This is a genomic window from Blastococcus capsensis (assembly GCF_030165005.1).
GTDB classification, from domain to species: domain Bacteria; phylum Actinomycetota; class Actinomycetes; order Mycobacteriales; family Geodermatophilaceae; genus Blastococcus; species Blastococcus capsensis.
The window spans coordinates 68,087-80,053 of the sequence record NZ_JASNNW010000024.1 but is presented as its reverse complement, the minus strand read 5'-3'; the positions used below and the strand labels follow the sequence as shown (position 1 = coordinate 80,053).

Below are 11,967 nucleotides of genomic sequence, written 5' to 3'. Positions count from 1 at the left end.
GTGGTGCACGGTATACCGTGGGTCGCGCTGGGACAAGGGTCATATGTGTCCTGCGTCTCATGCGCCGCGTATGGGCGCCGGCGTCCTCGTCGCGGGGGGGGTCCGTGCGGCAACACGGGGCAGGAATGTGGGACTTCCGCATCGAGCGGACGCTCGAACCAGGCTTCTGACCTGTGCGCCCCGCGGGACGAGTGAGGGCCGCCAGGCACGGCCGAGCACCGGTGACGGGGCTCGCGCCGGGGACCTCGACTCCAGTGGTGATGTCCCACGGGACCGCCCACGTGGTGCCGTACTGCGGGGGACACGCCGCGGCGGGCGTCGCGCCGTCCGGCCGGAGCTCAGGCCACGATGTCCGCCACCGCAGCGGCGAGCCGGGCGGCAGCGTGCGGCGCCTGCGGAAGGAAGAGGCTCGGTTCGGTCAGCTCGAGCTCCAGGACGATCGGCCGCCCCTCGGCGTCCTCCACCAGGTCGACCCGTGCGAACAGGAGCGGCGCCGCCCCGGGCAGCAGTGCCGTCACGGCATCCAGCACCGACTCGGCGGCACGGCGCTGAGCGGCGCTCGCCTCGACGGGAAGGAGGTCACCCCGGCTGTCCCTGTCCTGGCGCACGCCCTCGCCGCGGCGCAGCAACGGTCCCTTCCGCACCGCGTGGGAGAACCGGCCACCGAGGAACAGCATCGCCGTCTCGCCCAGCCGGTCGACGCTGGCCTGGTACGGCTGGACCATGGCGACCCGACCGGCGGCGGCCAGGTCCGCGGCGTGCGCCAGCGCCGCGTGGGCGTCGGTCCAACGGGCGGTGTCGCGAGAACCGGCGGAGACCGACGGCTTGACCACCCACTCCGCCGCCTCGGGCAGGTCGTCGACGGCCCGGGGCGCCCAGGCGGTCGGCACCACGGGCAGCCCGGCCCGCTCGAGGTCCCCGAGGTAGGCCTTGTCCGCGTTCCAGCGCATGACATCCACCGGGTTCCGGAGCCTCGGCACCCGCTCCGCCCAGGCGAGGAACTCAGGCAGGCGCCAGGTGTAGTCCCAGCAGGACCGGACCACGGTCAGCGCGAAGGAATTCCAGTCGACGCCGGGCTCGTCCCAGCGAACGACGTGCGGCTCCAGTCCGGCCGCCACCAGAGCCGGGACGGCGAGCGGGAGGTCCGGGTCCAGCGGCTGTCCGCGTTCGGACGTGACCAAGGCGACCCGGGTACCCGCCCCCACCTCAGGCACCGGCCTTCTGCGGCACGCTGTCGATGACGTCGGGCATGGGCCGGAATCCTCCTGCGGTGCGGTCGTCGTCGCGGCCGGTGGTCAGCACGGCGCAACGATGTGGAACCGGTCCACGGTCCAGGCCCGGGCCTGCTCGCTCAACGTGATCCCGAGACCCGGACGCCCGGACAGGTGCATCCGCCCGCCGCTGATCCTGAGGCGCTCGTTGAACAACGGGTAGAGCCAGTCGAAGTGCTCGACCCAGGATTCGTGGGGGTAGGCCGCCGCCAGGTGCAGGTGGATCTCCATGGCGAAGTGCGGGGCCAGCAACACGTTCCGGTGCTCGGCGAGGGTCGCCAGGCGCAGGAACTGCGTGATGCCGCCGATACGCGGGGCGTCGGGCTGGATGATGTCCACGGCGCCCAAGCGGAGCAGTTCGTGGTGGTCGGCGACGCTGGTGAGCATCTCCCCCGTGGCGATCGCCGTGTCCAGGGAGTGGGTGAGCTGGGCATGACCCTCCGCGTCGTAGGCGTCGAGCGGCTCCTCGATCCAGGTCAGGCCGAACTCGTCGAGCGCCCGGCAGACCCGTCGTGCGGTGGGCCGGTCCCACTGCTGGTTGGCGTCCACCATGAGTGGGAAGTCGTCGCCGATGTGCTCGCGCACCGAGCGGACCCGTCGCAGGTCCTCCGCCGAGTCGGGCTGACCGACCTTGATCTTGATACCGCCGATGCCGGCGTCCATCGAGGCGCTGGCGTTGTCCACGACCTGCTCGATCGATTCGTGCAGGAAGCCACCGGAGGTGTTGTAGCAGCGGACCGAGTCGCGGTGGGCCCCCAGGAGCTTGGCCAGCGGCAAGCCGGCCCGCTTGGCCTTGAGGTCCCACAGGGCGACGTCGAGCGCGGCGATCGCCTGCGTCGACGCCCCGCTGCGACCGACGGAAGCGCCCGCCCACACCAGCTTCGTCCAGAGCCGTCCGATGTCGTTCGGGTCCTCGCCGATCAGGTCCGGGACGATCTCTCGGGCATGGGCGAACTGTGCCGGCCCACCAGCTCGCTTCGAGTAGCTGAACCCCAGCCCCTCGTGGCCGCTTTCGGTACGCACCTCGGCGAACAGGAACGCCACTTCGGTCATGGGCCGCTGGCGGCCCGTCAACACCTTGGCGTCGCTGACGGCGGCGGCCAGCGGGAGGGTGATGGACGAGAGCGTCACCGACTCGATGCGATCGAGAACCGCGGGGACGGAGTCAGGACGTGGGACCGCACCACTCACGATGGCGGGCGTGTCGGCGGCCATGCGCCTCCTTCGTGACTAGCAGCTCACCTTGGGCCGAGCGCCTCGGTGAGCTCCGGTGGACCGGGCCGCCCCTGTCGGGTCCGGCCCGGACGAGGCACCACGGAGCTGCGTCGCACCCTACGCTTGTTGGTATCTCGTATCCTACCGAGGCTCATCCCCCGGCGGACCGCCCTCCGCACCCCGATCTCGAGGAACTCTGATGACCGTCCTGGTCGGCTACATCCCCAACCCGCAGGGAGAGGCCGCCTTCGCGGCAGCGCTCTCGGAAGCACAGCGCCGCAACGAGGACCTGCTGGTGCTCAACTCCCCACGCGAGGGGGCCGCGGTCAGCGCCGCGCTGGCCGGCGAGGGGGCGGTCGAGGAGTTGCTGGCGCGGGCGTCCCGGTCGGGCGTACGCGCCCACATCCGCCAGGAGCCCTACACCGGGGAGCTCGCCGACCGCATCGTGCGCGTCGCCCAGGAGACCGATGCATCGGTCGTCGTCATCGGGCTGCGCCACCGGTCTCCGGTCGGCAAGCTCATCATGGGGAGCACAGCCCAGCGGATCCTGCTGGAGGCCGACCGCCCGGTATTGGCCGTCAAGGCCTGAGTTCGGTCGACCCGGCCGGACGCGCGCCGACCGGTGCCCTCAGAAGGTCGCCCACCCTGCCAGCGCGAGGACCAGGGCGGCCCCGACGAGCAGCGGCGGGCCGAAGGGCACGGCGCTGCGCCAGCCGGCCCGGCCACTGGCCACGAGGGCGACCGAGGCCAGCGCACCGGTCAGCAGCCCGAGGAAGATCCCGGCCAGCAGGACGCCCCAGCCGAACCAGCCCAGCACCAGGCCGATCAGCCCCAGCAGCTTGACGTCGCCGAAGCCCAGGGCCGCCGGCGCGAGCAGCCGGGCCCCGCCCGAGACGACGACCACCGCCGCACCGGCCGCGACCGCCCGCGCCAGTGCCGTCCAGGTGCCCAGCACGACGGCATCGACAAGCAGCGCCGCGGTGCAGACAGCCAGCGCCGGCAGGACCACCCGGTCCGGCAGCCGGTGGACCGCCAGGTCGACCAGCGCGAGGACGACCGCGGCGCCGGCGCCCCAGGCGAGTGCGAACGTGGCCGGCCGGAGCCCGCCGAGCAGCACGGCGCCGGCCAGGCCGGCAGCGAGCAGCGCCGTCGCCAGCGCGAGGGCGGCGGGAGGCGCGGTCGCCCGGTCGTCACGGGCGGCGAGCCGCGCGGCGGTCCGCGCGAGCCAGGGACCGAGCGCCAGCGAACCGATCAGCGCGGCGCCGACCAGGACCGGCCGGGCGATGTCCACGGCGGCGTTCAGCGGGCGTCGAGGGCGGCGCGCATCGCACCGAGGGGCGCGGGCTGCCCCGTCATGAGCTCCACCTGGACGGTGGCCTGCCAGAACAGCACCTCCAGGCCGCCGATGACCGTGCCGCCCGCCGCGGTGACGCGGTCGGCCAGCGGTGTGGGCCACGGCGCGTAGAGCACGTCGAGCACCGTCTGCCCGCCGTGCCAGTCCAGCGCCGCCACGGCCGGCTGACCGCCGACCGGTACGGTGCTGACCACGACCGGGGCCTCGACGTGGGCACCCGCGAGCGGCAGGACACGGGTCCGCACCCCGAGGGTGTCCAGCACCCGCCGGACGTCACCGGCCCGCGCCGGCTCCCGGACGACCAGGTCGATCTGCTGGGCGCCCAGCGACGCGAGCGCCACGGCAGCCGCCGCCGCCGTCCCCCCGGCCCCGAGGACCGCTGCGTGCTGCACCTGCTCCACGCCGGCAACCTGCAACGCCATCCCGACGCCGGTGACGTCGGTGTTCTCGGCCCGCCAGCCGGCGTCGGTGCGGACCAGGGTGTTGGCGGCCTGCAGCAGCCGCGGCAGCGGTTCCACGACGTCGGCGACCTCGACGGCCGCCCGCTTGCACGGCATGGTCACCGAGAAACCGCGCCACTCCTCGCCCAGTCCGGCGAGGAGTGGCACCACGTCCTCGGCCCCGACGTCGAGCGCGTCGTAGGTCCAGTCGGTGAGCCCCAGTGCCGCGTAGGCAGCGCGGTGCAGCAGCGGGGAGAGCGAGTGCGTCACCGGCCGGCCGACGACCGCCGCCCGCTGGTGCCGGTCAGCCACCGCATCCGAGACCGGCCGCGGCGCACCGCTGGCGCGCTTCCTGGAACTCGGCGTAGTTGCTGGTGAAGAAGTGCGCGCCGTCCTCGGACTCCAGCACGTAGTACAGGAGGTCACCGGTGCTCGGGGTCAGGGCGGCCTCCAGGCTGGCCTCCCCGGGCGAGCTGATCGGCGTCGGTGGGAGACCCTGACGGGTGCGGGTGTTGTACGGCCCATCGGTCTGCAGATCCGACACGGTGAGCTCGTTGCCGCTCTTGTCCAGGCCGTAGGCGAGCGTCGCGTCGATGCCGAGTGGGATCCCCTGCTCGAGCCGGTTGTAGATCACCTGGGCGACGTCCGCCCGCTCCTCGTCGAGCCGCGTCTCCGACTGCACCATCGACGCGACCGTGACCACCTCGTAGGGGCTCAGGCCCAGCGCCGCGGCGCGCTCCTCCAGCCGGATCCGGGCGGCCACCTCGGTGAACGTGTCGACCATCCGCTGCAGCATCTGCTGCGGCGTGGTGCCGGGTTCGAAGTCGTAGGTGGCCGGGAACAGGAAGCCCTCGAGCTGGCCACCAGCGTAGGCAGGAAGCCTCAGCACGGCCGGATCGGCCGCCGCCTCCAGCTCCTCGAGCGGCGTGCCGGTCTCCTCCGCGAGCCGGGCGAGGATCTGCTCCACCGTGAAGCCCTCGGGCACCGTGACTCGCGACACCTGGCGCGAGGCCGGGTCGAGCAGCATCTCCAGCGCCGCCTCGCCGCTCATCTGCAGCCGCAGGGTGTAGACGCCGGGCTGGATGCCGGTGGCGTCGGGATCGGCCTCCGCCGCGCTCACGAACGGTGCGGTGGAGGCGATGACGTCGGCCTCGGCGAGGGTGCGGGCGATGTCGCTGAGCGTGTCGCCCTCCTGGACGCGCACGTCGATGCTGCCGGTGCCCGCGCCGGTGTAGTCGCGGGAGGCCGGGTCGAGCAGGCCCAGCAGCTGCTGGCCGCCCACGACGATCCCCGTGACGATGCCCGCGAGCACGAGCAGCGCCAGGATCACCGCGAACGGCCGCCGGCGGCGGCGCCGGTCGCTGCGCGGGTCGTAGGGCTCCACCGGGATCTCGTCGTCGGCGGCCGCGTCGTACCCGTCCGCGGTGGAGGTGTCCAGGAGATCGTCGTCGTGTCCGGTCGGGAGGTCGTCGCCCCGGCGTCCCGGAACCTCTCCCCCGTCCGCCACCGGTGCCGGCGGCACGGCCGCGGGGCGACCGCGACGGAATCCGCGGCGGCGCGGTCGGTCATCGGCGACGTTGGCGCCGATGACGTCCAGGCCGCCGGTCTGCTCGTCCCAGAGGGGCTCAGCGGTCGTGGGGGCGTCGTCCTCGGGGAGCTCTTCGTCGGGGTGTCCGGCGAGCCGCGGGGCAGCCACGGTCGCGTCGTCGTCCCCCGGTTCCGGCCGCGGACGCAGCCGGTCCCAGGCGCCCGTGGGCAGCGGCGGGAGCGGCGCCGACGGATGGGGGCCGAAGCCGTGCTCGTCGCCGCCGCCGTGCCGCGAGCTGAGCGGGTGACCCGGGTCGTCGGTCGATCCGAACGACCACCAGTCCGGCTCCACCATCGGACCGGTGGCGTCCTCGTGTGCGGCCCCACGACCGAGGCTCGGCGGGAAGCCGTGGCCGGCGGAGGGGCCGGGGCCCGTCCCGAACGACGAGGGGCCCCCACCGAGGGCCCCGTCGAAGGAGTACCTGCCTCGCCGCGGCGGCCCGCCGGGCGCAGTCACGAGCCCGTCCGGCTGCTGTCGAGATACTGCTGGAGGATGACCACGGCCGCCGCCTGGTCGATCACTCCGCGCTGACGCCGGCTGTCGATGCCGCCCTCGCGGAGCTGGCTGGCTGCGGTCACGGTGGAGAGCCTCTCGTCGATCAGGTTCACCGGCACATCCGGGATGCGGTCGGCCAGTTCCTGTGCGTAATCGGCAGCATCCTGGGCAGAAGTGCCCGGCAAACCGGACAGGTGCACCGGCTCCCCCACCACCACCTCGGTCACCTCGTGTTCCGCGACGAGCGCGACGAGCTGGTCGAGGTCCGACCTGTTCTTCGCCCGGCGGAGCGTCTCCAGCGGGCTGGCGAGGGTGCCGGTCACGTCGGACAGCGCGACGCCGACCCGCACGGTGCCCACGTCGATGCCGAGCACCCGGCCTCGCCGCGGGGTCGCGCCGGGCCGGCGCGGCGGCACCTTGAGGTGCTGCGGCCAGCCACCGCTCAGGTCGATCTCCGTGGTCTCGTGCTTGACCGGCGGGAAGCCCTGGGTGAGATCGATCTCGGTGGTCGGGTGGTAGGACGGCTGCTCACCGGTGGACGGCCGGGGACGCGCCGGTGGCACGGCCGGCAGCTCACGACGCCGCCGGCCCACGGGGCCGGTGTCCTCGGGGCTGTGCTCGGATCCGGACACGATGGTCTACCTCCCAGTGGCGGTCGCAACCGCCTGGATGCCTGCCTGCAACGCAGCGGGGATACCCGCGGGATCGGTGCCGCCCCCCTGTGCGACGTCGGACTTGCCGCCCCCGCGACCGCCGACGGGAGCCGAGGCCGCCTTCAGGACGTCGTTGGCCGACAACCCCTGCGCGACCGCGACCGGGTTGAGGGCGGCAACGAGTGCCACCTTGCCACCGGACTCCGAGGCCAGCAGCACGACGGCCGGCCGGTCGGCGGCCAGGCGGCCCCGGACGTCGAGGGCGAGGGTGCGGAGATCGCCGCCGCTCAGCCCGGCCGGTGACCCGGTGACGACGGCGACGCCACCGACGTCGCCGGCCGAGGCGGCGAGCTCCCCCGCCGCGGCGACGCTCTGCTGGGCGCGCAGGTCGGCCAGCTCCCGGTCGAGGTCGCGCAGGCGGGCCACCATGCCGCTCACCCGGTCGACCAGCCCGTCCTGCGGCGACTTGAGGATCTCGGCGAGCTGGCGGACCAGGTCCCGCTCGCGGGCCAGGTAGCGGAAGCCCTCGAGCCCGACGACCGCCTCGACGCGCCGGGCGCCCGAGCCGACCGACGACTCGCCGGTCAGGGCGAGGGTGCCGATCTGCGCGCTGCCGCGGACGTGGGTGCCACCGCAGAGCTCGCGCGACCACGGGCCGCCGATCTCCACGACGCGCACCTGCTCGCCGTAGGTCTCGCCGAACAGCGCCAGCGCGCCGAACGCCTGGGCCTCGGGCAGCGTCATCCACGACGCGGTGACCGGGTGGTCGGCGCGGACGGCGGCGTTGGCGACGTCCTCGATGTCGCTCCGCTGCTGCTGGGTGAGCGCCCCCTGCCAGGCGAAGTCCAGCCGCAGGTAACCGGGGCGGTTGTACGAGCCCGACTGCAGCGCCTGCGGGCCGAGCACCTGGCGCAGCGCGGCGTGCACCACGTGCGTGCCCGAGTGCGCCTGGCAGGCCGACAGCCGCCACTCGCGGTCGACCTCGGCGGTGAGCTCCGTGCCGCGGTACAGCTCGCCCTCCAGGATCCGGACCTGGTGGGCCACCAGCCCCTTCACCGGCCGCTGGACGTCGATGACCTCGGCCCGGCCGCCGTCCCAGGTCAGGATGCCGGCGTCGGCGACCTGGCCACCGGACTCCGCGTAGAACGGGGTGCGGTCGAGGACCACCCGGGTGATCTCTCCCGGGCCGGCCGGGCGGGCCTCCTCGTCGTCGCCCTCGGCGACGACGCCGAGGACGCGGGAGTCGGTGCGCACGGTCTCGTAGGCGCGCCAGTCGGTCGGGCCGTGCTCGGCCAGCAGCCGGCGGTAGGCCAGGACGTCGACCGACCCGGTGCGCTTGGCGCGCGCGTCGGCGCGGGCGCGGTCGCGCTGCTCCGTCATGAGCGCGCGGAAACCCGCCTCGTCGACGGTCACGCCCTGCTCGGCGGCCATCTCGAGGGTGACGTCGATCGGGAAGCCGTAGGTGTCGTGCAGCGAGAAGGCCTGCTCCCCCGACAGCTTCGGTGTGCCGGCCTGCTTCGCCTGCGACACGGCGGTGTCGAACAGCGCCGTCCCCGAGGCGAGGGTGCGGCGGAAGGCCTCCTCCTCGGCGTAGGCGACGGCGGAGATGCGGGCGAAATCGGTGGCCAGCTCGGGGTAGCTGGCGCTCATCGCGTCGCGGGAGACCGGCAGCAGCTCGGGCAGCGTCGCTTCGTCGACGCCGAGCAGCTTCATCGAACGGACGGCGCGGCGCAGCAGCCGGCGCAGGATGTACCCGCGGCCCTCGTTGCCCGGCGTGACACCGTCGCCGATCAGCATCAGACCGCTGCGCACGTGGTCGGCGACCACGCGCAGCCGCACGTCGGAGTCGGTGTCCTTGCCGTAGGTGACACCGGCGAGGTCGGCGGCCCGGCGCAGCACCGGGGCGACCTCGTCGATCTCGTACATGTTGTCGACGCCCTGCAGCAGGAAGGCCACCCGCTCCAGGCCCATGCCGGTGTCGATGTTCTTCTTCGGCAGCTCGCCGACGACCGTGAACTCCTCCTTGCTCCGGACGTCGGTCAGCTCGTACTGCATGAAGACGAGGTTCCAGATCTCCAGGAACCGGTCGCCGGCGGTGTCGACCAGCGGGCCGCCGTCCGGACCGAACTCCGGGCCGCGGTCGAAGTAGATCTCCGAGCACGGCCCGCCGGGGCCGGGAGCACCGGTGTGCCAGTAGTTGTCCTTCTTGCCCAGCCGCTGGATCCGCTCCTCGGGCAGGCCGGCGATGCGGCGCCAGGCGTCGGCGGCCTCGTCGTCGTCGAGGTAGACGGTGACCCAGATGCGGTCGGGGTCGAAGCCCAGCCCGCCGTCCTCCAGCCGCCCGGTGATCAGCTGCCAGGCGTGCTGGACGGCGCCTTCCTTGAAGTAGTCGCCGAAGGAGAAGTTGCCGTTCATCTGGAAGAACGTGCCGTGCCGGGTGGTCTTGCCCACCTCCTCGATGTCGAGGGTGCGGACGCACTTCTGCACGCTCGTGGCCCGTGCGAACGGCGCGGGCTCCCGGCCGGTCAGGTACGGGATGAACGGCACCATGCCGGCGACGGTGAACAGCAGCGACGGGTCCGGCGAGACCAGCGAGGCACTGGGGACGACGGTGTGCCCTCGCTGGGCGAAGTGCTCCAGGAAGCGGCGGCGGATCTCGGCGGTCTGCATCGTCTACTCAGTTCTGCGGGGCCGGGCGGCCTGCGGTGCCCGGCCGGGGGGTCAGGAGTCGGCGGCGTGCGCGCCCCGCCGCAGCGAGGCGTCGCCCGGCGCGGGCAGCGGCGCGTCCAGCCCGGTGCCCGAGCGCAGCTCCAGCTCGCGCTCGCTCATCGCGTCGCGGACGTCGGCGCCGAAGTCGCCGATGGCATCGGCCAGGTCGCGCAGCCCCTCGGCGATCGAAGCCCCGATGCCGGCCGGGGTCACCTTCTCGGCGGCCGCGGAGAGCTTGCGGACGACCAGCGCGCCGATCGTCACGCCCATCGCCAGCCAGAACAGCCGGCGCATCAGGCGGCCCGCCGGGCGGCCCGGCGCGAGCGACGCGCCTCCTTGTCGCGGCGGGCGGCGTCGGCCAGTGCCTGCCCCTCCCGCTTCTTCTTCGCGGCGCTGCGCACGCCGTAGCTGAAGGCGGCCACCTTGATCAGCGGGCTGCCCAGGGTGGCGGCGACGACGCTGGTGAGGGCGGCGACGTTGCTCGAGACGTTCGCGGCGTTGCCGGTGATGTCGTCGACCCGCTCCAGGTTGCTGTTCACGTGGGCGACCGTGGTGCTGGCCTGGCCGAGGATCGGAGCGCTCTGCTCCCGCACCTGGCGGATGGTCAGCGTCGTCTCGTCCAGCGTGCGCCCCAGCTTGAGCAGCGGAATGGCCACGAGCACCACCAGCAGCACGAAGGCCAGGGCGGCGATCAGTCCGGCCCACTCTCCTGCGGACACGCGGGTCTCCTGTTCGTCGATGAGGTGCGATGACCGGGCGGCAGCCCGGAGTGGTCACAGTAGTCGCGGGCCCCGGCCGTCGTCCGTCGCCCGGCAGGGAGTCACCGAGACCGGCGGACGATGTCCTCGGTCAGGCTCCGCGCCCCGGTCCGCTCCTCGCTCGTTCCTCGCTGCGATGCTCCCGGAGCTGTCGCCTGACGATCTCCCGCAGCCGGCCCAGCCGCGCGGCGATCGGGCCCTCCGTGCCCCGGGCCGTCGGCCGGTAGTAGTCCTTGCCGACCAGCGCGTCCGGCGGGTACTGCTGCGGGACGACGCCGTCGGGGTGCGCGTGCGGATAGACGTAGGTCTTCCCGTGGCCGAGCTTCTTCGCCCCGGCGTAGTGGGCGTCGCGCAGACCGGGCGGGATCGGCCCGCCCAGGCCGGCCCGGACGTCCGCCATCGACTCGCCGATGGCCGTGGTGACCGCGTTCGACTTCGGGGCCGTGGCGAGGTGGACGACCGCCTGGGCCAGCGCGAAGTGCCCCTCCGGCATGCCGATGAAGGCGACGGCGTCGGCGGCGGCGACCGCGGTGAGCAGCGCCGTCGGATCGGCCATGCCGATGTCCTCGCTGGCGGAGATGACCAGCCGCCGGGCGATGAACCGCGGGTCCTCCCCCGCGGTGACCATGCGGGCCAGGTAGTGCAGCGCCGCGTCGACGTCACTGCCGCGGATGCTCTTGATCAGGGCGCTCGCGACGTCGTAGTGCATGTCACCCTGGCGGTCGTAGCGCACCGCCGCCTGCGCCACCGCCGTCTCCAGCGTGGCGAGGTCGATCTCGGCCGCCCCCACGGCCCGGGCCGCCCCCGCGCCGGACTCCAGCGCAGTCAGCGCCTTGCGTGCGTCGCCACCGGCCACCCGCACCAGGTGGTCCTCGGCCTCGGCGCTGAGCGTGAGCGTGCCGCCCAGCCCGCGCTCGCTGGCCAGCGCCCGGTGCAGCACGGAACGGACGTCGTCGTCGGTGAGCGGCTGCAGGGCCAGCACGAGGCTGCGGGACAGCAGCGGACCGACCACGGAGAAGAAGGGGTTCTCGGTCGTGGCGGCGATGAGGCTGACGATCCGGTCCTCGACCGCGCTGAGCAGCGAGTCCTGCTGGGTCTTGGAGAAGCGGTGCACCTCGTCGATGAACAGCACGGTGCGGCGGCCGGCGTAGGTGAGCTCGCGCTTGGCGCTGGAGATGACCGCCCGCACCTCCTTCACCCCGGCGTCGAGCGCGGAGAGCTGCACGAACTGCCGCTTGGTGGCCAGCGAGATGACGTGCGCCAGCGTGGTCTTCCCGGTGCCGGGCGGGCCGTAGAGCACCAGCGACATCGGCTCGTCGGACTCGACCAGCCGGCGCAGCGGCGCCCGGTCGCCCAGGAGGTGCTGCTGCCCGACGACCTCGTCCAGCGAGCGCGGGCGCATCCGCACCGCGAGCGGGGCACCCGGCTCGGCGACCGGTGCACCCTCCTCGCCCGGCGCGGGGTCGAACAGCGAACTCACGGGT

General features: G+C 73.6%; 11 protein-coding genes. 1 reads left to right on the top strand and 10 read right to left on the bottom strand.

Annotation, left to right across the window (positions count from 1 at the left end; genetic code table 11):
- Nucleotides 1-338 precede the first annotated feature (338 nt).
- Together QOZ86_RS18310 and QOZ86_RS18305 are read right to left on the bottom strand one after the other, a co-directional pair.
- Entirely contained in the window at nucleotides 339-1,181 is an 843-nt protein-coding gene (locus QOZ86_RS18310) for an ATP-grasp domain-containing protein (protein ID WP_284493409.1), read from the bottom strand.
- 114 nt (nucleotides 1,182-1,295) lie between these two features.
- Nucleotides 1,296-2,486: an L-talarate/galactarate dehydratase gene (locus QOZ86_RS18305; protein ID WP_431521232.1), complete on the bottom strand. Its 1,191-nt coding sequence runs from the start codon at nucleotides 2,484-2,486 to the stop codon at nucleotides 1,296-1,298.
- A 199-nt stretch (nucleotides 2,487-2,685) separates the two neighbouring features.
- Here QOZ86_RS18305 and QOZ86_RS18300 point away from each other — a divergent pair, with 199 nt between their 5' ends.
- On the top strand, nucleotides 2,686-3,075 hold the full coding sequence (locus QOZ86_RS18300) for a universal stress protein (RefSeq protein WP_284493407.1): 390 nt from the start codon (nucleotides 2,686-2,688) through the stop codon (nucleotides 3,073-3,075).
- Between the two features lie 39 nt (nucleotides 3,076-3,114).
- Here QOZ86_RS18300 and QOZ86_RS18295 read toward each other — a convergent pair whose 3' ends face one another.
- From QOZ86_RS18295 to QOZ86_RS18260, 8 genes are all read right to left on the bottom strand, one after another.
- On the bottom strand, nucleotides 3,115-3,777 hold the full coding sequence (locus QOZ86_RS18295; RefSeq protein WP_284493406.1) for a prepilin peptidase: 663 nt from the start codon (nucleotides 3,775-3,777) through the stop codon (nucleotides 3,115-3,117).
- Between the two features lie 8 nt (nucleotides 3,778-3,785).
- The gene (locus QOZ86_RS18290; RefSeq protein WP_284493405.1) at nucleotides 3,786-4,592 is read right to left on the bottom strand and encodes a shikimate dehydrogenase; all 807 of its coding nucleotides are present in this window, start codon (nucleotides 4,590-4,592) and stop codon (nucleotides 3,786-3,788) included.
- Nucleotides 4,585-6,162: an endolytic transglycosylase MltG gene (mltG, locus tag QOZ86_RS18285; RefSeq protein ID WP_284493404.1), complete on the bottom strand. Its 1,578-nt coding sequence runs from the start codon at nucleotides 6,160-6,162 to the stop codon at nucleotides 4,585-4,587. The genes QOZ86_RS18290 and mltG overlap by 8 nt, the downstream gene beginning before the upstream one ends.
- A gap of 158 nt (nucleotides 6,163-6,320) precedes the next feature.
- Nucleotides 6,321-6,995, bottom strand: coding sequence for a Holliday junction resolvase RuvX (gene ruvX / locus QOZ86_RS18280; RefSeq protein WP_284493403.1), 675 nt, complete (start codon nucleotides 6,993-6,995; stop codon nucleotides 6,321-6,323).
- A 6-nt stretch (nucleotides 6,996-7,001) separates the two neighbouring features.
- Nucleotides 7,002-9,686, bottom strand: coding sequence for an alanine--tRNA ligase (gene alaS, locus QOZ86_RS18275; RefSeq protein ID WP_284493402.1), 2,685 nt, complete (start codon nucleotides 9,684-9,686; stop codon nucleotides 7,002-7,004).
- A gap of 51 nt (nucleotides 9,687-9,737) precedes the next feature.
- On the bottom strand, nucleotides 9,738-10,019 hold the full coding sequence (locus QOZ86_RS18270) for a hypothetical protein (protein ID WP_284493401.1): 282 nt from the start codon (nucleotides 10,017-10,019) through the stop codon (nucleotides 9,738-9,740).
- Entirely contained in the window at nucleotides 10,019-10,444 is a 426-nt protein-coding gene (locus tag QOZ86_RS18265) for a DUF948 domain-containing protein (RefSeq protein ID WP_014376127.1), read from the bottom strand. Before QOZ86_RS18265 ends, QOZ86_RS18270 begins: the two co-directional genes overlap by 1 nt.
- Before the next feature lie 130 nt (nucleotides 10,445-10,574).
- On the bottom strand, nucleotides 10,575-11,963 hold the full coding sequence (locus QOZ86_RS18260) for a replication-associated recombination protein A (RefSeq protein ID WP_284493400.1): 1,389 nt from the start codon (nucleotides 11,961-11,963) through the stop codon (nucleotides 10,575-10,577).
- Nucleotides 11,964-11,967: the final 4 nt, after the last annotated feature.

What these genes read in the sequence shown, in the direction of transcription:
- alaS (WP_284493402.1), bottom strand. Translation starts at nt 9,686, where the DNA reads ATGCAGACCGCCGAGATCCGCCGCCGCTTCCTGGAGCACTTCGCCCAG.
- QOZ86_RS18305 (WP_431521232.1), bottom strand. Translation starts at nt 2,486, where the DNA reads ATGGCCGCCGACACGCCCGCCATCGTGAGTGGTGCGGTCCCACGTCCT.
- QOZ86_RS18300 (WP_284493407.1), top strand. Translation starts at nt 2,686, where the DNA reads ATGACCGTCCTGGTCGGCTACATCCCCAACCCGCAGGGAGAGGCCGCC.
- mltG (WP_284493404.1), bottom strand. Translation starts at nt 6,162, where the DNA reads ATGGTGGAGCCGGACTGGTGGTCGTTCGGATCGACCGACGACCCGGGT.
- QOZ86_RS18270 (WP_284493401.1), bottom strand. Translation starts at nt 10,019, where the DNA reads ATGCGCCGGCTGTTCTGGCTGGCGATGGGCGTGACGATCGGCGCGCTG.